The following is a 23771-nucleotide window of genomic DNA, read 5'->3' on the forward strand; positions in this document are numbered from 1 at the left end:
GGCGACCGAACGAAACCTTCCTCATGGCGCCGCCCCACCCTCCATGTCGACGAAGCTCCTGTCACCCTGCCACTCCGGGGCGGCGGCCAGCCGTTCCAGAACCCGGCGGCCATGGTCGCTGAAGGCCTCGAGCCGCGCCTCGCGGCCCGTGCCGGCCAGCGCCAGGGTCACCACCAGGTCGGGCGTCGGCAGCCAGCCCTCGCCACGCTCGGGCCATTCGATGAGGCAGAGCGCCTCCTCGGCCAGCAGGTCGCGACCACCGATGAACTCCAACTCCTCGGGGTCGCCGAGGCGGTAGAGGTCGAAGTGGTGGATGCGCGCCCCGCTGAGCTCATAGGGCTCCACCAGGGTATAGGTGGGGCTCTTCACTGCGCCCCGGTGTCCATGGGCCCGCAGGATGCCGCGGGCCAGGGTGGTCTTGCCGGCGCCCAGCTCGCCCTCCAGATGTACCCGGCCGTGCCCCCGCAGTGCCCGCCCCAGGCACTCGCCGAAGGCGACCTGGCGGTCTTCGTCATCGAGTCGCAGCTGCATGGTCATCGCCAGTCCCGGGGTTGATCAACAATTGCGCATAGGATGCCAGATCACCGGCCAGCAGACCACGCTCGCCGATGTCGCCGGCCGCCATGTCGGCGGCCAGGGCGTGCACCAGCACCCCCAACCGGGCGACCGTCTCCAGGGGCAGGCCCTGGGCGAGCAGGCCGCCGAGAATTCCCGAGAGCGCATCGCCCATGCCGCCACTGGCCATCCCCGGGTTGCCGAAGGGACAGACGGCGAGCCCCGCCGGCCCGGCCACCAGGGTGCCGGCGCCCTTGAGCACCACCACCCCGCCGCGGCGGCGCTGTAGCTCGAAAGCCGCCGCCGGCCGGTCGGCCTCGACCGCTGCTGCGCTGATGCCCAGCAGGCGCGCCGCCTCGCCGGGGTGCGGGGTCAGGATCCAGTCATCGCGGCGCTCGCCCGACCAGCGCGTCGCCAGCAGGTTGAGGCCGTCGGCATCCACCACCAGCGGCTTGCCGGCCTGCAGGGCGGCCTGCAGGGCGGCCTGCAGCATGCCCTGTCCCCAGCTGCCCTGCCCCAGCCCGGGGCCGACCACCAGCACGTCGGCCAGCCCGGGCAAGTCCCCGAGGTCGGCCGCGCCGCGCACGCCGTGCACCATCACCTCGGGCCGACGGACCAGGCTCGCCGTGACATGCGCCGGGGCCGTGGCCAGGCTGACCTTGCCGGCCCCCAGCCGGACGCAGGCCTCGGCGGCGAGCAGCGCCGCGCCGCCGAAGCCGGGCGCCCCGCCGAGGATCAGGGCGTGGCCGAATTCGCCCTTGTGGGCGTTGCGCTCCCGCGGCACGAGCCAGGCGCCAATCAGCCCGGCGTCGAGCCGGCGGGCCGCGGGCAGGAGGTCCGCCTGGGCCTCGGCATCGACCCCCAGGGCTCGGAAGTCCAGCTCGCCGACATGGGCCGGCGCCGCCCCGGTATGCAGGCCGAGCTTGTCGCCGATGAAGGTCACCGTCCGGGTCGCCCGCACCGCGGCACCGAGCACCGCACCGGTATCGGCATGCAGCCCCGAGGGAATATCGATGGCGAGCACCGGCAACCCGCTCTCGTTGACGGCGGCGATGGCGTCACGGATGTCACCGCGCACCTCCCCGCCCAGGCCGGTGCCGAGCAGGGCATCGACCACCAGTTCGCCGCGCAGGGTCAGGCCCGGCCGCCAGGGCTCGACGCCCACGCCGGCGGCGCTCGCCATCTCGGCGGCGCGCCGGGCATCGCCGGTCAGGTCATCCACCGTCTTGAGCAGGATGCGCTGCACCACCAGGCCCTCGGCGGCGGCCAGGGCCGCCAGCACATGGCCGTCGCCACCGTTGTTGCCGCCGCCGCACAGCACGGTGATTGCGCCGGCCCCGGGCCAGCGCGCCTTGAGGCTCTGCCAGGCGGCCATGCCCGCCCGCTGCATCAGGGCGAAGCCGTCGACCCCCGCGGCGATGGTGCGCCGGTCGAGCTCACGCACCTGGTCGGCGCGGTAGAGCGGGCGACCGCGACACTCTCGATGATCGAACGACTCGATGGACATCCGGTGTCTCCCCTGAACGTGATGCTTTACCATGGAGTGTAAGTGCTTCACGCCTCGCGCCAAGTCCCCCGGCAGCAGAATGAGCGCCGGGGCCCGTTCTTGCTCATTCTTTTCACCAATCACGGTTTCTCGATCATGAGTGCCCTGGCGCCGATTCCCGACACCCCGCCCGACCTCCAGGCCCTGGCCGACCGGATCAGGACCTGGGGGCGTGAGCTCGGCTTCCAGCAGGTGGGCATCACCGACACCGACCTGGCCGAGGACGAACAGCGCCTGAAGCGCTGGCTGGCCGCCGGCCACCACGGCGAGATGGGCTTCATGGAAAAGCACGGCAGCAAGCGCACCCGCCCCGCCGAGCTGGTGCCCGGCACCCTCCGCGTGATCAGCGTGCGCCTGGACTACCTGCCCGCCGAGGTGGAGACCGCCAAGGTGCTCGGCCGGCCGGAGATCGCCTATGTCTCCCGCTACGCCACGGGGCGCGACTATCACAAGCTGATGCGCAAGCGCCTGGCCAGCCTGGCGCAGCGGATCGAGGCCGAGGTGGGCCCCTTCGGCTACCGCGCCTTCGTCGACTCCGCCCCGGTGATGGAACGGGCGCTGGCGCGCAAGGCGGGGCTCGGCTGGTTCGGCAAGAACGCCATGCTGCTCAACCCCAGGGCCGGTTCGCTGTTCTTCCTCGGCGAGCTCTACACCGACCTGCCGCTGCCGGTGGACGAGCCCTTCGAGGGCGACCACTGCGGCAGCTGCAGCGCCTGTCGCACCGCCTGCCCCACCGGGGCCATCGTCGAGGATCGCGTGGTCGACTCCCGGGCCTGCATCTCGTATCTCACCATCGAGCTGTTCGGCGCCATTCCCGAGCGCTACCGCGAGGCCATGGGCAACCGGGTGTTCGGCTGCGACGACTGCCAGCTGGTCTGCCCCTTCACCCGCTTCACCCGCGTGACCCGCGAGGCCGACTTCGCCCCCCGCCATGACCTCGACCGAGCCAGCCTGGTGTCACTGTTCGCCTGGGGCGAGGAGGAGTTCCTCGACAAGACCGCCGGCAGCCCCATCCGCCGCATCGGCTACGAACGCTGGCTGCGCAACCTGGCGGTGGGGCTCGGCAACGCGCCCTGGAGCGAGGCGGTGGAAGCCGCGCTGATGGCCCGCCTGCCCTACCCCTCCGACCTGGTGCGCGAGCACGTGCGCTGGGCGCTCGCCCGCCAGCGGCAGAAGCGCCGGCGGCTGATCGCCAGCGCCTAGCGCCGCAGGATGATGTCCCGGCTCAAGAGCCTGTCGACCTGCTGCTGCGGTACCGGTCTTCCCATGTCGGCGGCATGGCCCCTTTGGGGTCAGACCCCAGCCAAGTCACGAAGCCCGTCATGGTGCGCCTTGCGAGCGGATTCGACGCCGCCGGGGTCTGACCCCAAGGGGACCGCCAGCGCTGGCAACCAACCGCTTGGCGCTGGCCTGAAGGGGCTACTCCTCCTCGTCGCGCTCGCTGCCCGCCAGCCGCAGGAAAGTAGTGCGGTAGTGGGCCAGCTCGGCGATCGACTCGCGGATGTCGTCCAGCGCCAGGTGCGCGTTGCGCTTGCTGAAGCCCGCCAGGGCACCCGGGTTCCAGCGCTTGGCCAGTTCCTTCAGCGTCGAGACGTCGAGGTTGCGGTAGTGGAAGAACGCCAGCAGCTCCGGCATCTCGCGCTCCAGGAAGCGACGATCCTGGTGCACGCTGTTGCCGCACATCGGCGAGGTGCCTGGCTCGACGTGCTCGCGCAGGAACTCGAGGGTGCGGCGCTCCGCCTCGGCGGTGTCGGTCGTGCTCTCCTTGACCCGCTCGGCCAGGCCCGACTCGCCATGGGTCTTCTGGTTCCAGTCGTCCATGGCATCGAGCAGGCCAGCGGGCTGGTGCACGGCGATCACCGGCCCCTCGGCCACCAGGTTGAGGTCGTTGTCGGTGACCAGGGTGGCGATCTCGATGATGCGCTCGCGGTTCGGGTCGAGGCCGGTCATCTCCAGGTCGATCCACACCAGGCGCTGCTTGCGCGGGTCACGCTTTTCGCTCGTCTCGGACATGCGGGGGGTTCCTTGCTGGGCGGCGCTGCGGCATGGTTGACGACAGCGGGCACCCTGGGTGAGTACAATACCGCCATTGTACCGAGCTTCGGGCCCCCATGAGCAAACGCAAGTTGAGCCGCCAGCAGCGCTGGCGCATCGAGAAGATCCAGGCCGAGCGCGCCCGGCGCGCCGAGCAGCTCGACGCCCGGGACGCCGACAGGCTGGCCGCCGGTGAATATGGCCCCGAGCAGCGGGGCCGGGTGATCGCCCACTTCGGCCGCACCCTGGACGTCGCTCCCGAAGGTGGTGGCGATGCCGTGCGCTGCCATCTGCGCGCCAACCTCGAGGGGCTGGTCACCGGCGACCGGGTGATCTGGCGCGCCGCCCGGGACGGCAGCGGCGTGGTGGTGGCGAGGGCCGAACGCGACAACGTGCTCGAACGCCCCGACGCCCGCGGCCAGCTCAAGCCGGTGGCGGCCAACATCGACCAGATCCTGATCGTCTTCGCCGTGGAACCGGCGCCCCACGCCAACCTGATCGACCGCTATCTGGTGGCCGCCGAGGCCACCGGCATCGCCCCGGTGCTGGTGCTCAACAAGATCGACCTGCTGCCGGAGGACGGTGGCGAGCTGCGCGAGCTGCTCGGCCGTTACGAGGCGCTGGGCTACCCGGTGGTGACCACCACCACGGCGCGCGAGGGTGGCCTGGCGGCCCTGCTCGCCCGGCTGGCCGGTCGCACCTCGGTGTTCGTCGGCCAGAGCGGGGTGGGCAAGTCCTCGCTGATCGATCGTCTGCTGCCGGACGAGGAACTTCGCATCGGCGCACTGTCGAAGGACTCGCGCAAGGGCACCCACACCACCACCACGGCGCGCCTCTACCGGCTGCCCGCCTCCGCTGGTGGCGAACTGATCGACTCGCCGGGGATCCGCGAGTTCGGCCTGGTCCACCTGGACGAACAGCAGGTCGCCGAGGGCTTCATCGAGTTCCACGACCATCTGGGTCGCTGCCGTTTCCGCGATTGCCGCCACCGCCATGAGCCGGGTTGTGCCCTGCTGGCGGCCGTGGAGCGCGGCGAGATCCACCCCGAACGCTTTGCCAGCTATCGACGCATCGTCGACACTCTCGACGAGAGCTGAGACAAGAACGTCAACGTCGACGCCCCCGATTCGGGCCTGAGGTTAGGAGAGAGTGCCATGAGTTCAGAAGACAACCTGTTGCCGCTGATCGTCGAGCCCGAGCGGCTCGCCGAACACCTGGACGAGCCGTCGCTGCTGATCATCGACGTGCCGCTCAAGGCCGAGAGCTATGGCCAGGGCCATGTGCCCGGCGCCGTCTTCCTGGATCATCGCCTGCTGCTGAGCGGCGAGGGGGAGGTGCCCTGCAAGGTGCCCTCCACCGAGGCGCTCTCGCGGCTGTTCTCCTCGCTCGGCCTGACCCGCGACACCCATGTGGTCGCCTACGACGACGAGGGCGGCGGCTGGGCCGGACGCCTGCTCTGGACCCTGGAGCTGATCGGCCACACCCGCTACTCCTACCTCAACGGCGGCATCCACGCCTGGCGGGAGGCCGGGCTGCCGGTCTCCACCGAGCCCCACGCCCCCGCGCCCAGCGACTACGAGGCCGAGATCCTGCATCCCGAGGTGGCCATCGATCGCCTCGAGATCATGGAGCGCCTGGGCGAGAAGGGCTTCGCCGTCTGGGACGCCCGCTCACGGGCCGAGTACGACGGCGAGAAGGGCGACAACAGGCACCTCGGCCATATCCCCGGCGCGGTCAACATGGAGTGGACCGAGGCCATGGACCGTGAGCGCGCCCTGCGCATCCGCGACTATGCCGAGCTGATCACCGAGCTCGAGGCCCTGGGCCTGACCCCGGACATGGAGGTGGTCACCCACTGCCAGAGCCACCACCGCAGCGGCTTCACCTGGCTGGTGGGCAAGGCACTGGGCTTCGAGAAGATCCGTGGCTATGCCGGCTCCTGGAAGGAGTGGGGCAACCGCGACGATACGCCGATCGAGAAATAGGCCCGAAGAAGAGGAGGCACCATGCGGCCTGCCGATGGGGAGGCGTATTCACCAGCGCCGGTGTAGCCCTCGGCGCCGGGATCAAGCCGGCCATCGGTGCCTACGGAAGCGGCCTCGTCCCTGCGCCGCTGTCTGTCCATCAACCAACCATGGGGTGAACCTGCAAGCTCACCCCGGTCCGAATTCAGTTCAAGAGAATCCCTGTCTTGTCACTTGCCAAGCTCTTCGCCCTGATCCAGTACCCCCTGCCCCACCACCTGCTCTCGCGGCTGGTGGGCCGGTTCGCCGAATGCCGCCTGCCGTGGCTGAAGAACGTCCTGGTCCGCGCCTTCATCAAGCAGTTCAAGGTCGACATGACCGAGGCCGCCGAGCCCGACCCGACCGCCTATGCCACCTTCAACGACTTCTTCACCCGCGAGCTCAAGCCGGAGGCCCGCCCCCTCGGCGAGGGCGTGGTCAGCCCCGCCGACGGCACCCTCTCGCAGTTCGGCGCCATCGAGGCCGGCCAGCTGTTCCAGGCCAAGGGGCACCGCTTCTCGGCCATGGAGCTCTTCGGCGGCGACGGCGAAGCGGCCAGGCGCTACCTGGGCGGCAGCTTCGCCACCGTCTATCTCTCGCCGCGGGACTACCACCGGGTGCACATGCCACTGGCCGGCTCCCTGACCGAGATGGTCTATGTACCGGGCCGGCTGTTCTCGGTGAACGCCGCCACCACCGAGCACGTGCCCAACCTCTTCGCCCGCAACGAGCGCCTGGTGTGCCACTTCGACACCGAGTATGGGCCCATGGCGGTGGTATTGGTCGGCGCGATGATCGTCGCCGCCATCGAGACGGTGTGGGCCGGACAGATCACGCCGCTCTCCGGCGAGGTGCGGCGCATCCGCTTCGACACCCCGGTGCGGCTCGCGAGGGGCGAGGAGATGGGCCGCTTCAAGCTCGGCTCCACCGTGGTGATGGGCTTCGCCGAATCGGCCACCTTCGCCGATCTCGACCCCGGCGCCAAGGTGCGGATGGGGCAGTCGCTCGGTAGTCTGCCCCCCTGCGAGGGCTAGCAACGCGGCGTGGCGAAGGCCATCACCTCCGCCACGCCGGCCTTGCCCAGCGCCAGCTGGACCAGCCGGTCGATGCCCAGGGCCACCCCGCTGCCGGCCGGCATGCCGTGCGCAAGCGCCGTCAGCAGCCGCTCGTCGACATCCACCTCGGGCAGGCCCAGCCGATGGCGGGCGGCGTTGTCCTCGGCGAAGCGGGCGCGCTGCTCCCGGGCATCGGTGAGCTCGTCGTAACCGTTGGCGAGTTCCAGCCCGCCCAGGTAGACCTCGAAACGCGACGCCACCCACTCGCCATCCTCCGGGTCGCGATGGCGCCGGGCCAGGGCCGCCTGGCTCGCCGGGTAGTCCACCACCACGTCCAGCCCGCCCCGGCCGAGGGTCGGCTCGATGGCAAGGCTCATCAGCAGGTCCAGGCAGCTGTCGCGGGGGGCATCGCCCATCTCGAGCCCACCCGCGTCGCCGGCCAGCCGCTGCAGTTCGGCGAGCGGGGTCGTGAACGGGTCGCGCCCCAGCGCCTCGCGGAACAGCTCGCGGTAGCGACGCCGCCGCAACGGGCCCGGCTCTCGCCCCAGCACGGCACGGATCAGCTCGGCGGTCTCCTCGATCAGCTCGTCGAGGGCGAACCCCGGCCGGTACCACTCCAGCATGGTGAATTCGAGATTGTGGCGCCGCCCCACCTCGCCGTCGCGGAAACTGCGCGCCAGCTGGAAGATGGGGCCGCTGCCGGCGGCCAGCAGCCGCTTCATGTGGAATTCCGGCGAGGTCTGCAGCCAGAGTCGCTCACGGCCGGCCGGCGTGGTGGCCTCGGTGCACAGCGAGGTCAGATGCACGTCGGTGCTGCCGCCGTGGCCCAGCACCGGGGTCTCCACCTCGAGCACCCCGCGGCTGGCGAAGAAGGCCCGCACCCCGGCGAGCAACCGCGCCCGCTCGCGCAGGGTCTCGATTGTCGCCGTGGGTTGCCAGTCGCTTGCCATAGCACCATCCTCTACCAACGCGAAGGCCACGCCGAAGCGTGGCCTTCAGGAGCCGCGCCTTGCCCGGCGACAGGCCGTCGCGGAGGCGCTGAGAACCCTTGCCTGGGCGCTACCTTTGTCATCCCTGACAAATGACCTCCGCTTCGCCCTGTCCCCGGCGCCGCTCGTAGCTCGTAGCTCGTAGCTCGTAGCTCGTAGCTCGTAGCTCAATGCAATCAGGCGCGAGAGACGTACTCGCCGGAGCGCGTATCGACCTTCAGCACCTCGCCCTGGTTGATGAACAGCGGCACGCGGACCACGGCACCGGAGGAGAGGGTCGCCGGCTTGGAGCCGCCCTGGGCGGTGTCGCCCTTGAGGCCCGGGTCGGTCTCGACCACCTCCAGCTCGATGAAATTGGGCGGGCTGACGGCGATGGCGTTATCGTTCCACAGGGTCACGGTGTAGGGCACCTGCTCCTTGAGCCACTTCTCGGTGTCGCCCAGGGCCTTCTTCTCCACGGCGTACTGCTCGAAGGAGCCGTCGGTCTTCATGAAGTGCCACATGTCGCCGTCGGTATAGAGGTACTCCATCTCCAGCTCGAGGACATCGGCGCCTTCGAGGGATTCGCCGGACTTGAAGGTCCGCTCCCAGACGCGGCCGGTGATCAGGTTGCGCAGCTTGACGCGGTTGAACGCCTGCCCCTTGCCGGGCTTGACGAATTCGTTCTCGACGATGGTGCAGGGATCGCCGTCCAGCATCACCTTCAGACCGCCCTTGAATTCGTTGGTAGAATAGTTCGCCATGATCTCTCACCCATATTCGGGCGCGCCGCCGGCCAGTGCCGGTGGCGCACCCAAGCAAACGAAGTTCGACGAGGGCTCGCCCCTCGCCCGCATTGACTGGTGTGCCGCATGATAACCCGAAGCCCCGCCCTTTTGCAGCGTCCCGGCCGGGAGGCCCGGCCGCTGGCCATCGCCGCCCCCTGGCAGACCCAGCTGTCCCGGGCGATCCGCGACCCGCACGAACTGTGCCGGCGCCTCGGCCTGGATGACGCCTGGCTGCCGGGCGCCGAGGCCGGGCACGGCCTCTTCGAGGTGCGGGTGCCGGAGGCCTATCTCGCCCGCATCCGCCCCGGCGATCCCCACGACCCGCTGCTGCGCCAGGTGTTGCCGCTGATGGACGAGTCCCGGCCGACACCGGGCTATGTGGCCGACCCCCTGGCCGAGGCCGACCACGCCCCGGCGCCGGGGCTGATCCACAAGTACCGGGGACGCGTGCTGCTGATCGCCAGCCCCGCCTGTGCGGTGAACTGCCGCTACTGCTTCCGCCGCCACTTCCCCTATGAGGACAACTCGCCCTCCCGGGCCCAGTGGCAGCAGTCACTGGGCTATCTGCGCGAGGACGCCTCGATACGGGAAGCGATCCTTTCCGGCGGCGACCCCCTGGCCGCCAGCGACCGCCGGCTCGCCTGGCTGGTGGAGCGGCTCGAGGCCATCCCCCACCTGAAGCGGTTGCGCATTCACACCCGGCTGCCGGTGGTGATCCCCGACCGCATCGACGGCGCCCTGCTCGACTGGCTCGCGGCCACCCGATTGCAGAGGGTGATGGTGCTGCATATCAATCACCCCGGCGAGATCGACGACGCCGTGGTCGCCGCCTGTGAACGACTGAAGCAGATCGGCGTGACACTGCTCAACCAGAGCGTGCTGCTGCGCGGCGTCAACGACGACGTCGGCACCCTGGCCGCGCTCTCCGAGCGGCTGTTCGAGGCGGGGGTGCTGCCCTACTACCTGCATGTGCTCGACCCGGTGGCCGGTGCCGCCCATTTCGACGTGCCGGATGACGAGGCCCGCGAGCTGGTCGCGGGCCTGCGTGAGGTACTGCCGGGTTTCCTGATGCCGCGGCTGGTGCGGGAGATCCCCGGCGAGGCGAGCAAGACGCCGCTGTAAGCGCCCAGCGCCCAGCAGCGATGCGTGCCTTTCAAATCGTTGGCAAGGCGAGCGGCGCCGGGGACAGGTCGTAGCGGAGGTCAGTCTTCAGGGAAGATGAATGTAGCGCCCAGGGATGGGTTTACAGCGCCTCCGCGGAGGCCTGTCGCCGGCTAAGCCGCAAGTTCCATGCACTCCGCCGGGCGCCCGGCGGAGCCGGCCTCCTGCAGGGTTACGCCAAGGTGGCCGCGGTCACATTGGCCGCCGGTTCCGCGGTGGAAACGTGGCGGTTGATGGCGCTCATCACCGCCTTCATGGAGGCGCTGGTGATGCTCTCGTCGGTGCCCACGCCGAACACCGCCTTGCCGTCGATGCGCACCTCCACATAGGCGATCGCCTCGGCGTCCGCGCCCTGGCCGCGGGAGTGCTCGTGGTAGTCGATGATCTCGACGTCATGGCCGGCCGCCGCCAGGGCCTTGATGAAGGCCGCCAGCGGGCCGTTGCCCTCGCCGTGGATCGCCTGGCGCTCGCCGTTCGCCTCGATGCTCGCCTCCAGGCTCACCCGGGGGCTGTCGGGCTCGGAGGAGAGCCGGTGGTTGATCAGCGCGAAGGGCGCGCGCCGCTCCAGGTATTCGTCGGCGAAGGCCTGGTAGATCATCTGCGAGGTGATCTCCTTGCCCGTGCGGTCGGCGACCTCCTGCACCACCTGGCTGAACTCGATGGAGAGCCGACGCGGCAGCTCGATGCCGTGCTCCTGCTCGAGCAGGTAGGAGACCCCGCCCTTGCCCGACTGGCTGTTGACCCGGATCACCGCCTCGTAGCTGCGCCCCACGTCGAGCGGATCGATGGGCAGGTAGGGCACCTCCCAGACCGCATCGGGGTTGGCGCGCCGCTCGGTCATGCCCTTCTTGATGGCATCCTGGTGGGAGCCGGAGAAGGCGGTGAAGACCAGGTCGCCCACATAGGGGTGGCGCGGGTGCACCGGCAACTGGTTGCAGTACTCCACCTCGCGCATGATCGGCGTGATGTTGGAGAAGTCGAGCCCCGGGTGCACGCCCTGGGTGTAGAGGTTCATGGCGAGGGTGACGATGTCGACGTTGCCGGTGCGCTCGCCGTTGCCGAACAGGGTACCCTCGACGCGGTCGGCGCCGGCCATCACGGTGAGCTCGGCGGCGGCCACGCCGGAACCGCGGTCGTTGTGCGGATGCACGCTGACGATCAGGCCGTCGCGGCCCTTGACGTTGCGGCAGAACCATTCGACCTGGTCGGCGTAGTTGTTGGGGGTGGCCACTTCCACGGTGGCCGGCAGGTTGACGATCATGCGCTTGTCGGGTGTGGCGCCGTAGGCCTCCATGACGGCCTCGACGATCTCCCTGGCGAAGTCCATCTCGGTGGTGGTGAACAGCTCCGGCGAGTACTGGAAGGTCCAGTTCGTCTCCGGGGCCGCCTCCATGCGGCTTCGAATCTGCGCGGTGGCGTCCACGGCGATCTGGATGCACTCGGGCTTGCTGACGTTGAACACCACGCGGCGGAACACCGGGTCGGTGGCGTTGTAGACGTGGACGATGGCGTTCTTCGCCCCCTGCAGCGCCTCGAAGGTGCGGTCGATCAGGTGGGGGCGGGCCTGGGTCAGCACCTGGATGGTGACGTCATCGGGCACCTTGTCCTGCTCGATCAGCGCACGCACGAAGTCGAAATCGGTCTGGGAGGCCGAGGGGAAGCCCACCTCGATCTGCTTGAAGCCGACCTTCACCAGCAGGTCGAAGAAGCGCTGCTTGCGCTCATGGTCCATGGGGTCGATCAGCGACTGGTTGCCATCGCGCAGGTCGACGCTACACCACAGCGGGGGAGTCTCGATGCGGCGGTTCGGCCACTGGCGGTCCGGCAGATCGACGGCGACGAAGGGGCGATACTTGGTGGCGGGGTTGTCGAGCATCATGGTGGCATTCTCCCTGGGCTGGCGACGCTGGTGTTCGGAAGTCGGGCGGCATTCAGAAACGGCAACGCCCCGGATGCATCGAGCATACCGGGGCGCCGGGGCACGCAGCAAAACGATTCGCGCGGCCAACGACGACCATGCGAGAACCGCGACTACTGCGGACAAGAATTCGGACGGAAGACATTTCGACACCTCGACTGACCTGGACTCAAAAATGCGATGCGCAGCGCATCACCCGGCACGATCAAAGGCCGGTTAGTAGTCGTAGGTCCAGGCTGGGGTGACGAAATTCAGTGTTCATGCCCCCTAGAGAATCAGCATGCGACGCCCTTGTCAAGCCGGGCCGCCATTTCTGTCCTCATGGCGCCTCGGCTTCGGCATGGCGCCACCAGTGGAACAGGGCCTCCGGCTCGCGGCCCCGAAGCGACGGCCGGCGTTGTCCAGGGCCAGCTCGGCGAAGGCCGCGATGTCGCTGTCGCGGGCATCGAGGCCGGATGACTCCTTGTCAGGCACAGGCGGCGCGGGAATGGTCCCCTATTCGCCCCGCCGCTCGAGCAGCGCCTCCATCCGCGAGAGCTGGTCGCGCATCTGACGCACGTCGCTGCGCAGGCCGTGCAGCTCGGCGGCCTCCCCCGTGCCGCTCTCGAGCTCGATCTGTAGGCTCTCCTTCTGCATCACGTCGAGCACGATACCGATCATCATGTTGAGGAAGATGAAGGCGTTGAGGAAGATGAAGGTCAGGAAGTAGATCCAGGCGTAGGGGTAGTGCTCCATGATGGGGTAGAGCACCGCGGTGGCCCAGCTCTCGAAGGTGGCGACCTGGAACAGCGTCAGCATGGCCAGCGAGATGTTGCCCCACAGCTGCTCGTCGACGCTGGCGAACAGGAAACTGCCGATGGCGCCGTAGATGTAGAAGATGATGAACATCAGCAGCGCCACGTAGCCCATGCGCGGGATCGACTTGAACAGCGCCGCGATCAGCATGCGCAGCTCGGGGATCATCGATACCAGGCGCAGCACCCGGAAGATCCGCAGCAGGCGTGCCAGCAACACCATCTCCGAGTCGTCCAGGGGAACCAGGCTGGCGGTGACGATCAGGAAGTCGAAGACGTTCCAGCCCCGCTTGAAGAAGTCGCGCAGGCGCTTCTCCGCCGCCATGCGGATCAGGATCTCCACCAGGAAGAACACCGTCACCGCCGTGTCGAGCAGCAGCAGCCACTCCTGGAAGGGGCTGACCTCCTCCTCGTAGGTCTTGGCGCCGATCAGCAGCGCCGAGACGACGATGATGGTGATCACCGTCAGCTCGAAGGCCTTGTGGGCGCGCAGCCGCTCGAAGCGGCCGCGCCAGGTCTCGAAGGTCGTGCTCATGTTGCTTGTCATCTCACAACTTACTGATAAGGCTGGTGATTGACCGAAAGCATCGAAAGAGGTTCACCGGCTGCAAGCGGCCAGAGCGGGGCGTTACGTACAATTCGACGTACAATTAGCACCCCGTGGGTCGCGCGATGTTACCACGACAGCACCTTTCGGGATGGCGCCTCTCCGTGAAATCTGGAGCATTGAGCAGGGGTGACGCCGCTAGTTTTCAAGGAGCAGGCCCATAGACGACGCGACCCTCTACCGTATCACCACCTGGCGCAAGCGCCTCGAGCGCCGCGGGTGGATCAGCCTGCGGCGGGGGATGCCGCCGCGGGATCGGCTGATCGAGTATCACGTCATCTGGCAGGGCCAGCTGCTTAGCGGGCGGGTGCAGCTCAGGGCACTGGATTCGAACGAGGGGTACTGGGAGCCAGGGACGCCCGTGTATCTGCTCGAGCGTCGGCATGGGGTAGTCGAGGGGGTGTGGCGGGTGGCCCGGGACCAGGCGGCACCGGTGGGGCAGGTGAGGCGACCTATCCCCTGAGGTAGAAAACCCCGGTGGGCGCCGTGGAGTCACGGTAGGGAATTCATCAATAGCCATCCATGGCGGCCGTCACTGGCCATATCCCTCGTGACGCGGTTGGAAGGCGGGCCCATCAATGGCGCGCAAGATCTCGGCGTCACACCCCCACCATACCGCCCCGCCCTGCCCGATGCCGTGAGACATCGGAGCATAGCCATGTAGGAAATCAGCCATTCGCGGGGTCCGGCTCGATCAGCGAGGGGTCATCATTGGCCGGACGGTTGACCCGGGTGCTGACGGGCCAATGCGTCACCAGGGCGGCGTCGAGGTGGCGGACGACACTACTGATGGCATCGCGGTCGGTGAGATCGGGATCCAGCCAGGGCGCCAGGCTCTCGTCATCCAGCGCCAGCGGCATCCGGTCGTGAATGTTACGGGCGATGCCGCGGGCTGGCTCGGTGACGATGGCGCAGCCAAACGAGCCGTCGGCACGCTCGGCACAGATCCCGGCCAGGAACAGCGGCTCGCGGTCCTCTCTGCAGAGGTAGTACGGCTGCTTGCCGCTGACGGTGGGCAGCCACTCGTACCAGCCATCGGCCGGGACCAGGCAGCGGTGGCGCTTGAAAGCAGCCTGGAAGTAACGGCTGGTAGCGACTGTCTCCACCTTGGCATTGATCGGCTGGGGCGCTTTGGAGCCGGCCCACGCCGGCCGGTATCCCCACCAGAGATCTCCGATCGTGGGCTCGGCATCAAACACGGTCCGCCGAACACCGGTGATCCAGGTGCCCGGCGCGACGTTGTAGCGAGGCGCCCAACCTGTTTCCGGATCGGGCAGGCCCAGCCGGATGGTGACCGGCGGGGGATCGGTGAAGAGAGCGAAGCGTCCGCACATGACATGAGCATAGCGCCCTATGTGTCACAGGACACTGCGCCGGAAGCCCCGCCGGCCGAGCTCACACCGTATCGTCCCGGAACTCACTCGGGCTGATCTGGCGGATCTTCTTGCCGCTGGGTCCGTAGAGGTAGCCATTGCCGGTGTCGGGGTCGATGTCGCCATCGAGGCTCTTGATCGACTTCCACCCGCCGGTCGGCGAGCCGCGCAGCAGGATGCGGTTTCCGGCGTCGTCGCACAGCTCGATCTCGTCGCGGGGCTTGGAGTAGCTGCCATCGTTCTCGGGGTCGTATTGGGAGCCGACGATCTTGCCGCCCTTGATGACGACGTTCGCGCAGGAATCTTCTGGCCATGAATCGGGGGCAGCCACGGTTGTGCATATGTCGCTGTCTTCGAAGGAGCTTCCCTCGCACTCGTCTTTTGCCACAGTGGCATCATTATAATTTTTTGTGACATCATTGCCATCCACATACGTGCAATCGCACTCAACTGATACTTCGCTCACCTCCACGCAGTCGCAGGAAATGCTATTGACAGTCTCAGACGATTCCAAATAATCCCTAATAGCTCTCTCGGGAGACCCGCCAGCATGCGAGTTGTGTTTCCAAAAAAAACCTTCCTCATAAAAGTCATCTATGGGAGGTGATTGAGGGTCGTCCCAGCCATCAGGCGGCAGCCAGTCGCTACCATCAAAACAAATCGGCTCGCCCGTGGCGCAGTCTGTGACTCCTGTAAGCGACCCAGGCCCCATGGATAGGTCGGCGGGGTCGTCCGAATCAAGCCCGTCTTCTCCGCCCTCGCTGGTGTCTCGCGTCTCGGCCCCGGGATTCGGATTGCCGCTCGTCGAGCCATCGCAGCAGATGCGGTCGCGATCGGCGTCCGAGGTGCCTATGCCGACGGATGCGGCCTGGTCGCCCCTATTCTGTAGAGATTTCATTGCCTGGCGTAGCGCCGGGGCCTGCAATACGATTCGTCGAATGGATCTGACAACGACGCTGCGTCCTGTGCTCACATTAAACACCACTCAATTGATCTGGCGAGTAGCTCGGCGCCGTCTGCGGTGTAGGCTGTCTGCCCGCCGTAGAGGTTAGTCCATACGACTGCCCGCGCCGGAGTGGGGTTGCCAAGCAGGTCGTTGGTGCCTGCCTCGATGGCGATCAGCGCAGCGTTGTCAGCCAGGGCCAGCACATCGGGGTCGCCGTTGGCGAGAAGCGTGCCAACAAATGATGCGCCGTTATCGACGACAAACCCCCAGTTGGCTCCACTGTACCATACGGTCTGACCGAGGCCGAACGGGCTGGTAATGTGGTGGTCGGCATCTATAACGTCGCCGCCATCATATCCGTCAGTATCTTGGGCTACGGTTATGGTGCCTGTTAGATTTGCGAATGTTGATCCCATGGAACGCCCCGTTCCGGCGGTCGTTGGTGCCGAACCCCACACCACGGGCGTGCCAGCGGAAAACGCGCTCAGCACATTGTCGGTCTCGGTCTGCGTGGCGCAGGCGCGACACACCACCACGATGTCAGCGGACGGGGGCGCTGAATCGTCGTTGACGATGTTGAGATTTCCGTCAAGGAACCCAGCATCAAGCAGCGCCTGCTTGGTGTTAGTTGCGGAGGCGTGGGTCGTGTTGTCAGCCACCAAGGCAATAGTGACAGACCCTCTGTCTATAGTATCTACTTCAAAACAATACGCCTCGCTCACCTCCCCCACGCCCTGGTCGTCGAAGTCGCGCACCAGGTAGCACTGGTCACCGCTGCCGTCGCGGTCGTTCCACTCCGCGCGGGCGCCCTGGCCCACGGGGCCCACGGTGGCGACGGGCGCGGGGAGGTTCTGCGGATCGAGGGTCGTGTCGCGGAATATCTCGCTGCCGAGATAGTCGGTGGATTGGTTGATCCAGGTGACGAGCCTAGTCATTGGGTACCTCGACGCTGATGGGGTCGGTGGGTATCGCGATGTCGTATTGATGGGTGCGCTGGCCGATGATCTCGTCCACCTGGCTGCGGCCGATCTCGGGCATCACCACCACCACGCTGCCGTCAGGAGAGATATGTGATGGAGAGACTGGCTCCCCCGTGACGAGATCAACACGGGGCAGATCCTGCGACACGAGATCGATCGTCTCATCGTCCTCGATAACCGGGCAGGTCGGTTCGTCCTGGATCGCGGCGCTGTCGGGGTTGAGGGCGTATTTGCTCGGCGGGGCCGGCAGGCTCCAGTCCTCGGTGACGCTGACCTCGCTGTCCACACGGCTCATGGCCAGGCGGATCTCGGTCCAGATGTCGCCCTTGTCGTCCTGGCGGTGCGTGAACGCGGACACCCAGCCGGTGACGTCGACCTCGGTGGTGGGCGCGGCCAGGGTGTCGCCGATCTCCACCGGCAGCAGCTCGCGATGCCCCGCCCTGCCGGTCTTGGGCTTGTAGAGGAAGGTGGCGTAGTTGCGGCGGTGGCCCTCCAGGATCATCTTCTCGACCATGCGCTGCACCGCCTCGATCGCCGCCTCGAGGTCGGCGCGGCGGTCGTCAGGATCGGCGACGACGGTGCAGCCGCGCTCCTCGAAGACGGCAGGGTCGACGCGCGTCTCGAGCGAGAAGCGCATATCGCTCCCGGCGATCTCGCCGAACTGGTCAACGCTCTCCGGGGCACTGAAGGTCAGCTCATAGCGCTCGCGCTTGGGCTGGCTGATGTAGCGCTCGAGGGTGGCGTCAACCCCTGTGGCATGTGTCTTTCTGAGGGCGTCGCTGGCAAAGAAGTGGAGTGGGTTTATATCAGTGGGCGAAGATTTATACCATCCGTTCGCCGTGATGCCGAGGATGGTGTAGGACACGGGATGCCAGTTAGGAACACCAAATATTGCCGACCTTAGGGCATCTCTTGTAGGTATCGTATCACCAGGAAGAGGGATACCTTTTAGCGCCTTTCGCATCCCCATCGTCACCGACTGAGTGAACGTATTGCGCTGGTAGTAGCGGTACTCGAGGGTGGCGCGCACGGTGTTGACGCTCTCCGAGCGGGTGTCGAACACTACGTTGACCCGGTCGGCGTTGATCTGCCCGGCGGCCAGGGTGTAGCGCGGCGTGGCCAGCGCCCAGGGGCGATAGCGCAGGGTGCCGGCCGAGGTGTAGTCGAGCGAGCCGGGAACGGTGCGCAGCAGCTCGCGCACCCAGGCCTCGCCGGTGGCGTCCTCGCGCTGGGTGACCGGCGAGTAGAGGCCGCCGGTGAGCGAGCGCAGCCGGGCACGATCCTCGCGGCCGAGGCGCTCGCCGCGCAGGTCGGAGCCACGCAGGGTGACGGTGCGGGCCACGCGGTCGTAGGTCGGCACGTCGACCCATCCGCGGAACAGCGGCACCAGCTCGCCGCCCTGCAGGCGGTCGATGTGCAGCGCCTTGCCCTTGAAGCCGGGGATGTTCAGCGGCCCGGGCTGGGCGCGCAGGATGACCTGGCAAGTGCGGTTGTCGCCCTCGCTGGCCGAGATGGTGATGTCGTAGCGGCAGCGCGCGGTGATGTCCACGCCGTCCAGGCGGATCAGGAAGCGCGGCCGCGGCGTCTGACCCTGGGTCTCGGCGGTGACCAGTTGGCGCAGGGCGGCGAAATCGTGCGCCGGGGTGACGCGCTGCACCCGCTGATCGAGCACCGCGAAGTCGTGGGCCAGGGTGACGCGCAGGAACACCACGCGCTGGCGAAGCGTGGCGAAATCGTGCGCCGGGGTGAGCCGGTAGCCGGTGCGCTGGCGGAGCGTGGCGAAGTCATGCGCCGCAGTGACCCGCTGGACGCTCTGCTCCAGAGTGGCGAACACCCCGCCGGGGCGGGCGCCGCCGGTCCACTGCTCCAGCGTGGCGAAATCGTGCGCCGGGGTCACCCGCTGCACGCTCTGCTCCAGGGTCGCGAATTCGTTAAGGCCCTGGACGATGAGCCCGGTGGGTTTGGCGAGCGTCATGCTGCCCCCTGGTTACGAGCCGCTGGAGACTTCGGAGTCGACGACGTCGACGATGTGCAGCTTGAGCTCGGTGGAGTCGCTCACCGCGGTGACCGCGTTCTCGACCCGCACGTGCACCTCCACGACGTTGCTCGCGCCGGAGAACAGGCTTTCCCCATAATCGGAGTCCACGCTGCTGATCGTCAGGCTGGCCCCGGCGGTGTTGGTGTCCAACTCGGCGGCTGTCAGCGCCAGGGTCACCTCGTCGGCGGCATGGCCGCTGCTCGGCGCGTCGTCGACGATGCTGGTATTGATCGGGTCGGTGCCGGGGTTGGAGTAGGCCTGCTGAACCAGGATGCCGTTATCGCCGACGTCCTCCTCGATCTCGGCGTAGTAGAGGATGAAGTCCTGCGGGTTATCGCTCAGGTCCGCCAGGTGGACGAGCTGCTTGATGCCGCTGAACTCGGTCGTGAGTCCAGAGTCGGTGTACCACTTCCAGGCCATGGGATGTCTCCGGGCATGAAAAAGGCCCGCCGTAGCGAGCCTGGGAAAACGATGCCCCGCGCGGGGCGGGGCGTGGGATCAGTGGATTACCATTTGCCCTTCGGGCAGTGCACTGGGCCATAGCCCGGCAGTCGGTGGTAATGGGTGCGGCTGGCCAGTGGGCAGCTGCAGTCACCACACTTGGCATAATCCTTGACCACGTGGATCTCGCCGCCACAGCGGCACACCACTTCGTGGTCGTAGTAGATGTCCTCGATGAACGGCCTCTTGCAGTCCTTGCACCAGCCCGTCACCTTCGCCCGCACCCACTCGCAGCCCTGGCAGATGGCCAGGCGCCGAGCCTGCTCCTCGGGGGTGTTGGGCACGGGCTTGAGCTTCAGGCGTTGTTTCAGGGGGATGGCCATGGGTGCTCCTAGACGGGCGAGACGGAGGCGGAGGCAGCCGTCAGGATCTCGACCAGCTTGGCCTCGACCTCGCCTTCGCCGCTGGCCTCGCCACCGTCCTTGCCGGTGACGGTCAGATGAATCGGCACGCGGTTGCCGCCGCTCTGTTGTTCGCGAGCGGTGGTGGCGACCGCCTGGTTGACCTTCTGGACGCCAGCGTCCAGGTAATCGGTCGACCAGGTGGGCCGAGCGGTGGGGTTCGGGGCGTAGTTGATGACGCTGGGGTCGCCGGGGCGGAACGCCGACGCCTCGAAGCGAGCACGGGCGCGATCCTCCAGCGTGTCGCCACCGGCCTTGATGTTGTAGCGGGGGTCTGCGCTCCCGGCCATACCGCCAGCAATGGAGGCCAGCGCACGGCTCGCACCATCACTGGCGTTGCCCAGGTCTTCTATCGCCTTGGCGGCGGTATCGCTCTTGTCGGCCTTGTCCTCGTCGGCATCGGCGCTGTCGTTGGCGGCCTCACTGGCGCGGCTCATCGCATCGGCCACGGCCTCGGCGGCGGCGATGGCGTCGTTGCTGATGGTGTCGCCGAGACCGGCGTCGAAGCCCTCCTGAAGTCGTGCGCGCCTCTCGGGCCCGCTCCTGATTCTTTCCGCCTGATCGAGGGCGAAGTCGGCGGCCTTCTGAAAGGCATTGCTGCCGTTCTCCAGCGCCCTGATCTCGGCATCCAACCGGTTGTATTCCGCCGTGGCCGGGCCGGTTTCGGGGGGCGGGTTGTCTGCCCCATAATCCTGCATCCGCCCCATGCCCTGGCCCACAACATTGAGACGGGCCTGCTCGGCAAAGGCGGAGACGCCGAGCTGGAAGCGCTGAATCTTCATCAGCGAGATTCGCAGGTCATCCACCCCCGAGATCATTTCCCCGATGGTCTCGACGGCGATCGCCATGCCTTCGGTGACCTCGGCGGCAAAGCCGTTGGACGCCTTGGCCGCGTCGTTGAACAGCTCCGCGACATCGATCAGCGGCTCGGCGAGGTTGATGGCGATCTGGTTCCTGATCGGCTCCAAGGCGCGAGGGATGCGCCCAATGACATCGTTTGCTTTCTCAACCCTTTTGGTATCGATCTCGTTCAGGCTGAGGCCGAAGTCGTCCACCTCCTGCACAGCGGCGCGGATGGCGCCGCCACCTTCCTCGAACAGGTTGACCATGTTGCGTCCGCCCGACATCAGGCGGTCGGCAATCGAGGTTCGCTCGGCGGCGGAGTCAACCTCCGAGATGCGCTCGGCGATCAGCGCCAGCTGTTCGGGCAGCGGCAGGTTGACCAGCTCGGACGCCTCGAGGCCCAACGCCTCGTAGGCCTTCTGCGCCTCACCGGTGCCGCGGGCCGCATCGCCCAGGCGCTTGGTGTAGGAGGCCAGGCTGCGTGTGAGCCGGCCCTGCTCGATACCGAAGTCACTCGCGGCGATCTGCACCGCACGCAGGTCGTCGATGGTCGAGCCCAGCCGGGTCGCCATCTTGGCCTGAGCGTCGACGAACTGCAGGCCCTCCTTGGCCAGGATGGTGAAGGCGCCCGCCGCGGCCACGCCGGCCCCTGCTGCGATTTTGGCGAACTTGCCGAACTGCCCGCGCAGCTTCTTGAGGTCGCGCTCCACTTGGCGGCGCCACTTCTTGGAGCTACGCTCTGCCTTGCTCATGCCCTTGACGAAACCGCCGGTGCGGGCGATCAGATCCAGCGTGAGCGTGCCCAGAGATGAACTGGCCATGTGGCCTCCCGGCATGAAAAAGCCCGCCTAGTGGGCGGGCCTGGATAAAGGTGTCAGCCGCTAAGAGCGGCAGGCGTTACTCGTCGGTCGTGATCTTGAGCGACACCCTGGGGTGTTTGTCGGCCTTGTACGTCGAGACGATAACGGCCTCGCGGATGCTCACGCCTTCGGCCATCTTCTTCGACAGCGAAGCCGCACGCGCCTTCTTGAGGTAGCCGATCTGCAGCGGCACTGGTCGGAACAGCGTGTACCAGCGCCGCACCCGCAAGTACACCGCGACGGCGTTCTCGTCGTAGGGGTTGTCGGGTTCGCGCCGCAACTCCACGGCATCACCTGGATGGGCGAACATCCGTATTCGGGCCGCTCGTCCCTCGAACCCGGTACCGGCCACAATTGCGCTGAATCCCATGGCAGTGCTCCCTGTCAGGTGGTGGACAAGAAACACTGTAGCGCATGGCCGCGGGCACGGCGTCTCCGGCAAGTTTCAGCTTGGCCGCTATGCTAGGCTCGTGAGAAACGAGGAGAATACTATGCGCAAGCTGTTGGCTACCCTGATGCTGCTCACCAGCACCTCACTCAGCGCCGCCGACATGACGCGCTTTGACTGCATGACGCATGAAAGCCGCGAGGCGATGATCACGACGGCCATGGAAGTTATGGACGCCAAAGATAGAGGCGTTACCGAACGAAGCCTGATTGAGTTATTCCTCCAGCAAGAGGGCCAACCCTTCCGTGCTTCACTTCTAGCAGCAGTCGACGAGATCTATTCAAGCTCCATACCCATCTCGTCTGTTGCTGATGCCATGCAGCTCGCCTGCCACCAAGCGGCCAGTGAATGATCCCTGACACCACCGACCGCTATCGCCAAGTCTCGTAGCGCATGTCTACTGCCGCGGCTGTCTGGGAAACGCCAGCTCCAACTCGCGGCGGCGCACCAGGTCATCCAGGGTATCGTAGGCGCGCTTCACGTGCTCCAGCTCGCTCATCTCCATGAGCACTTCGCCATCGCGCAGGGGGCGCGCCTGCAGGTGGCCGGCCGGATCGGCGCACAACAGCCAAACCCGCCGCCCCAGGAACGCCCCGGGATCCTCCTCGAACAGCTGCCGCGCGTGATCCAGGTCGGCCCGGGTCGGCGACACCTCAGCGGCGATGCGCCCCTCGAAGAACAACTCGCGTTCCAGGTACTCGGCCAGTGCCGGGGCCGCCTGGCGCTGGCTACGAGTCAGCGCCGAGAGAATCGCCGTCGGCCGTACCAGCGTGATCGGGTCGGGATCCTGTGACTCCCCCATCGCCGGCGGCAGCTTGCGCCACATGCCGCCCGGGGTGAGCTTGTACAGGTCCACCGGGCTGCGGTAGCCCAGCGCGGCGGCGCAATCCTCAAGGCACACTTCCCAGCAGGTAAAGCCGACTAAGGCGCGGATGCGCTGGCCGTTGAAAAGGCCTTCCACCCACTGGCTGTCCTCGGGGCCCACCTCGGGGCGCACCATCGGCGTGGCCTGGGGGTGGCGCTTCTGCCAGTGTTGCCACAGCACGTCGTCGCATTCGTTCTGGAATTCGATGACCTTTTCCCGGATCGCCGCCTTCACCTTGTTGGGGTGAATCGACATCAACCAGCCGGGCAGCTTGCGCAACGGGACGCTAATAAGGTCGCGCTTCTTACCATCACCACCGACTGTCGCCATTATGGTGACGGTTCCCCAGCGCTGTGCGTTTTCAGTGAACTTGCGATGTTGCGTCTGCCACGCTAGGCCCATGCCTTCGACTACAGGCTTCATCGGGACGAATGGCTCGCCCTGGTGGTCGATCACGTAAAGGGTGCTGCCGTGGAACGCTACCGGCATCGGGTTCGGGGTCGCCATGGTCTGGCCCTCGCTACTGGTTTCGAGTTTCGAGCATCGGGCACCTTGAGAGGGTGCCGGGTGTCACTCTCGGTCCAGTAGAACCGCCACGGATATTCCCAGCTTGCGCTGGTCTTGTATTCCCCGTTGTCCACCCGGCATAGAACCGGTCGCCCACCACGGACGTTGCATGCGGTGTGCCGGCTGAACGGGCACAAAAAATCCAGCGCTAACGGGGCTGGGAGCGGCGAGCCGCTACTGGTTTCGAGAGTGCCTCCATTATGGTCGTCTCGCGAGGTGGCATCAAGCCAAAGTTAATGCCACAGCTCCATTGCCCGCTCGAGCGTGATGGGCGGTTCCTCCTCGAAAGGCAGGAAGGTGTACAGGCTGAGCGGGGTGTCGCTCTTCTTTCGATGGGCGTTGGCGTACAGGGTGGCCAGCATAGCCGCACCGCGATCGGCGCGCAGCCCGGGGTGCAGGCTTCCGCGCTTGCGACGATAAGCGAGCCAACGACAGAACTCAGTGTAGCTCATGCGCGATTGCGCCTCGGCAACCGTGCGCCCGCCGATGCCGTGCATCACCAGCTCGTGCCACACCTCCT

23 protein-coding genes are annotated in these 23771 nt (G+C 67.1%); 6 read left to right on the top strand and 17 right to left on the bottom strand.

Annotated features, from left to right (window positions below):
* Window positions 1-21: 21 nt before the first annotated feature.
* Window positions 22-531, bottom strand: a complete 510-nt coding sequence (tsaE, locus tag MKP05_RS09280; protein WP_240568151.1) for a tRNA (adenosine(37)-N6)-threonylcarbamoyltransferase complex ATPase subunit type 1 TsaE — start codon at window positions 529-531, stop codon at window positions 22-24.
* Window positions 512-2062, bottom strand: a complete 1551-nt coding sequence (locus MKP05_RS09285; protein WP_240568032.1) for an NAD(P)H-hydrate dehydratase — start codon at window positions 2060-2062, stop codon at window positions 512-514. Before MKP05_RS09285 ends, tsaE begins: the two co-directional genes overlap by 20 nt.
* 135 nt (window positions 2063-2197) lie before the next feature.
* Here MKP05_RS09285 and queG point away from each other — a divergent pair, with 135 nt between their 5' ends.
* The gene (queG, locus tag MKP05_RS09290; RefSeq protein ID WP_240568152.1) at window positions 2198-3304 is read left to right on the top strand and encodes a tRNA epoxyqueuosine(34) reductase QueG; all 1107 of its coding nucleotides are present in this window, start codon (window positions 2198-2200) and stop codon (window positions 3302-3304) included.
* A 216-nt stretch (window positions 3305-3520) separates the two neighbouring features.
* Here the strand turns inward: queG and orn are convergent, their stop codons facing one another.
* The gene (gene orn / locus MKP05_RS09295; protein WP_240568033.1) at window positions 3521-4114 is read right to left on the bottom strand and encodes an oligoribonuclease; all 594 of its coding nucleotides are present in this window, start codon (window positions 4112-4114) and stop codon (window positions 3521-3523) included.
* Window positions 4115-4212: 98 nt separating this feature from the next.
* Here orn and rsgA point away from each other — a divergent pair, with 98 nt between their 5' ends.
* The 3 genes from rsgA to asd all read left to right on the top strand — a co-directional run bounded on the left by rsgA (window position 4213) and on the right by asd (window position 7172).
* Window positions 4213-5232, top strand: coding sequence for a small ribosomal subunit biogenesis GTPase RsgA (gene rsgA, locus MKP05_RS09300; RefSeq protein ID WP_240568034.1), 1020 nt, complete (start codon window positions 4213-4215; stop codon window positions 5230-5232).
* 57 nt (window positions 5233-5289) lie between these two features.
* Entirely contained in the window at window positions 5290-6120 is an 831-nt protein-coding gene (locus tag MKP05_RS09305) for a sulfurtransferase (protein WP_240568035.1), read from the top strand.
* A 206-nt stretch (window positions 6121-6326) separates the two neighbouring features.
* Entirely contained in the window at window positions 6327-7172 is an 846-nt protein-coding gene (asd, locus tag MKP05_RS09310; protein WP_240568036.1) for an archaetidylserine decarboxylase, read from the top strand.
* Here asd and epmA read toward each other — a convergent pair.
* The gene (gene epmA / locus MKP05_RS09315) at window positions 7169-8143 is read right to left on the bottom strand and encodes an EF-P lysine aminoacylase EpmA (protein WP_240568037.1); all 975 of its coding nucleotides are present in this window, start codon (window positions 8141-8143) and stop codon (window positions 7169-7171) included. The two genes, asd and epmA, sit on opposite strands and share 4 nt — an antisense overlap.
* A 215-nt stretch (window positions 8144-8358) precedes the next feature.
* Complete coding sequence (gene efp / locus MKP05_RS09320; RefSeq protein ID WP_110282132.1) at window positions 8359-8925, bottom strand: elongation factor P; 567 nt, start codon at window positions 8923-8925, stop codon at window positions 8359-8361.
* Window positions 8926-9033: 108 nt separating this feature from the next.
* Here efp and epmB point away from each other — a divergent pair, with 108 nt between their 5' ends.
* On the top strand, window positions 9034-10071 hold the full coding sequence (gene epmB, locus MKP05_RS09325; RefSeq protein ID WP_240568038.1) for an EF-P beta-lysylation protein EpmB: 1038 nt from the start codon (window positions 9034-9036) through the stop codon (window positions 10069-10071).
* A gap of 211 nt (window positions 10072-10282) precedes the next feature.
* On the opposite strand, the gene leuA is transcribed toward epmB, so the two are convergent.
* The 10 genes from leuA to MKP05_RS09375 all read right to left on the bottom strand — a co-directional run bounded on the left by leuA (window position 10283) and on the right by MKP05_RS09375 (window position 21741).
* Entirely contained in the window at window positions 10283-11989 is a 1707-nt protein-coding gene (gene leuA, locus MKP05_RS09330; RefSeq protein WP_240568039.1) for a 2-isopropylmalate synthase, read from the bottom strand.
* A gap of 534 nt (window positions 11990-12523) precedes the next feature.
* On the bottom strand, window positions 12524-13357 hold the full coding sequence (locus MKP05_RS09335) for an ion transporter (RefSeq protein WP_240568040.1): 834 nt from the start codon (window positions 13355-13357) through the stop codon (window positions 12524-12526).
* A gap of 740 nt (window positions 13358-14097) precedes the next feature.
* Entirely contained in the window at window positions 14098-14763 is a 666-nt protein-coding gene (locus tag MKP05_RS09340; protein ID WP_240568041.1) for an SOS response-associated peptidase, read from the bottom strand.
* A 61-nt stretch (window positions 14764-14824) separates the two neighbouring features.
* A complete protein-coding gene (locus MKP05_RS09345; protein ID WP_240568042.1) occupies window positions 14825-15190 on the bottom strand; it encodes a hypothetical protein in 366 nt (121 codons plus the stop codon).
* A 581-nt stretch (window positions 15191-15771) separates the two neighbouring features.
* Window positions 15772-16683, bottom strand: a complete 912-nt coding sequence (locus MKP05_RS09350; protein ID WP_240568043.1) for a hypothetical protein — start codon at window positions 16681-16683, stop codon at window positions 15772-15774.
* The gene (locus MKP05_RS09355; RefSeq protein WP_240568044.1) at window positions 16676-18703 is read right to left on the bottom strand and encodes a hypothetical protein; all 2028 of its coding nucleotides are present in this window, start codon (window positions 18701-18703) and stop codon (window positions 16676-16678) included. The genes MKP05_RS09350 and MKP05_RS09355 overlap by 8 nt, the downstream gene beginning before the upstream one ends.
* A 12-nt stretch (window positions 18704-18715) precedes the next feature.
* Window positions 18716-19186, bottom strand: coding sequence for a hypothetical protein (locus tag MKP05_RS09360; protein ID WP_240568045.1), 471 nt, complete (start codon window positions 19184-19186; stop codon window positions 18716-18718).
* An 86-nt stretch (window positions 19187-19272) separates the two neighbouring features.
* Complete coding sequence (locus MKP05_RS09365) at window positions 19273-19590, bottom strand: hypothetical protein (RefSeq protein WP_240568046.1); 318 nt, start codon at window positions 19588-19590, stop codon at window positions 19273-19275.
* Between the two features lie 8 nt (window positions 19591-19598).
* Window positions 19599-21332, bottom strand: coding sequence for a hypothetical protein (locus MKP05_RS09370; protein ID WP_240568047.1), 1734 nt, complete (start codon window positions 21330-21332; stop codon window positions 19599-19601).
* A 76-nt stretch (window positions 21333-21408) separates the two neighbouring features.
* Complete coding sequence (locus MKP05_RS09375) at window positions 21409-21741, bottom strand: HIRAN domain-containing protein (protein WP_240568048.1); 333 nt, start codon at window positions 21739-21741, stop codon at window positions 21409-21411.
* A gap of 121 nt (window positions 21742-21862) precedes the next feature.
* Here MKP05_RS09375 and MKP05_RS09380 point away from each other — a divergent pair, with 121 nt between their 5' ends.
* Entirely contained in the window at window positions 21863-22171 is a 309-nt protein-coding gene (locus MKP05_RS09380; protein ID WP_240568049.1) for a hypothetical protein, read from the top strand.
* Window positions 22172-22216: 45 nt separating this feature from the next.
* Here the strand turns inward: MKP05_RS09380 and MKP05_RS09385 are convergent, their stop codons facing one another.
* Both MKP05_RS09385 and MKP05_RS09390 read right to left on the bottom strand, forming a co-directional pair.
* Window positions 22217-23191: a phage antirepressor N-terminal domain-containing protein gene (locus MKP05_RS09385; protein ID WP_240568050.1), complete on the bottom strand. Its 975-nt coding sequence runs from the start codon at window positions 23189-23191 to the stop codon at window positions 22217-22219.
* Between the two features lie 293 nt (window positions 23192-23484).
* The gene (locus MKP05_RS09390) at window positions 23485-23766 is read right to left on the bottom strand and encodes a phage tail assembly protein T (protein WP_240568051.1); all 282 of its coding nucleotides are present in this window, start codon (window positions 23764-23766) and stop codon (window positions 23485-23487) included.
* Window positions 23767-23771 lie beyond the last annotated feature (5 nt).

The organism is Halomonas flagellata (assembly GCF_022487945.1).
In the GTDB taxonomy this organism is placed as follows: Bacteria; Pseudomonadota; Gammaproteobacteria; order Pseudomonadales; family Halomonadaceae; genus Halomonas; species Halomonas flagellata.

Bases quoted from the DNA above. Each gene is read 5' to 3' on its own strand.
- MKP05_RS09335 (WP_240568040.1), bottom strand. From the start codon at position 13,357: ATGAGCACGACCTTCGAGACCTGGCGCGGCCGCTTCGAGCGGCTGCGC.
- MKP05_RS09350 (WP_240568043.1), bottom strand. From the start codon at position 16,683: ATGACTAGGCTCGTCACCTGGATCAACCAATCCACCGACTATCTCGGC.
- epmA (WP_240568037.1), bottom strand. From the start codon at position 8,143: ATGGCAAGCGACTGGCAACCCACGGCGACAATCGAGACCCTGCGCGAG.
- orn (WP_240568033.1), bottom strand. From the start codon at position 4,114: ATGTCCGAGACGAGCGAAAAGCGTGACCCGCGCAAGCAGCGCCTGGTG.
- MKP05_RS09340 (WP_240568041.1), bottom strand. From the start codon at position 14,763: ATGTGCGGACGCTTCGCTCTCTTCACCGATCCCCCGCCGGTCACCATC.
- epmB (WP_240568038.1), top strand. From the start codon at position 9,034: ATGATAACCCGAAGCCCCGCCCTTTTGCAGCGTCCCGGCCGGGAGGCC.
- MKP05_RS09355 (WP_240568044.1), bottom strand. From the start codon at position 18,703: ATGACGCTCGCCAAACCCACCGGGCTCATCGTCCAGGGCCTTAACGAA.
- leuA (WP_240568039.1), bottom strand. From the start codon at position 11,989: ATGATGCTCGACAACCCCGCCACCAAGTATCGCCCCTTCGTCGCCGTC.
- MKP05_RS09370 (WP_240568047.1), bottom strand. From the start codon at position 21,332: ATGGCCAGTTCATCTCTGGGCACGCTCACGCTGGATCTGATCGCCCGC.
- MKP05_RS09365 (WP_240568046.1), bottom strand. From the start codon at position 19,590: ATGGCCATCCCCCTGAAACAACGCCTGAAGCTCAAGCCCGTGCCCAAC.
- MKP05_RS09385 (WP_240568050.1), bottom strand. From the start codon at position 23,191: ATGGCGACCCCGAACCCGATGCCGGTAGCGTTCCACGGCAGCACCCTT.
- MKP05_RS09360 (WP_240568045.1), bottom strand. From the start codon at position 19,186: ATGGCCTGGAAGTGGTACACCGACTCTGGACTCACGACCGAGTTCAGC.
- MKP05_RS09380 (WP_240568049.1), top strand. From the start codon at position 21,863: ATGCGCAAGCTGTTGGCTACCCTGATGCTGCTCACCAGCACCTCACTC.
- tsaE (WP_240568151.1), bottom strand. From the start codon at position 531: ATGCAGCTGCGACTCGATGACGAAGACCGCCAGGTCGCCTTCGGCGAG.
- efp (WP_110282132.1), bottom strand. From the start codon at position 8,925: ATGGCGAACTATTCTACCAACGAATTCAAGGGCGGTCTGAAGGTGATG.
- MKP05_RS09305 (WP_240568035.1), top strand. From the start codon at position 5,290: ATGAGTTCAGAAGACAACCTGTTGCCGCTGATCGTCGAGCCCGAGCGG.
- rsgA (WP_240568034.1), top strand. From the start codon at position 4,213: ATGAGCAAACGCAAGTTGAGCCGCCAGCAGCGCTGGCGCATCGAGAAG.
- MKP05_RS09285 (WP_240568032.1), bottom strand. From the start codon at position 2,062: ATGTCCATCGAGTCGTTCGATCATCGAGAGTGTCGCGGTCGCCCGCTC.
- MKP05_RS09375 (WP_240568048.1), bottom strand. From the start codon at position 21,741: ATGGGATTCAGCGCAATTGTGGCCGGTACCGGGTTCGAGGGACGAGCG.
- queG (WP_240568152.1), top strand. From the start codon at position 2,198: ATGAGTGCCCTGGCGCCGATTCCCGACACCCCGCCCGACCTCCAGGCC.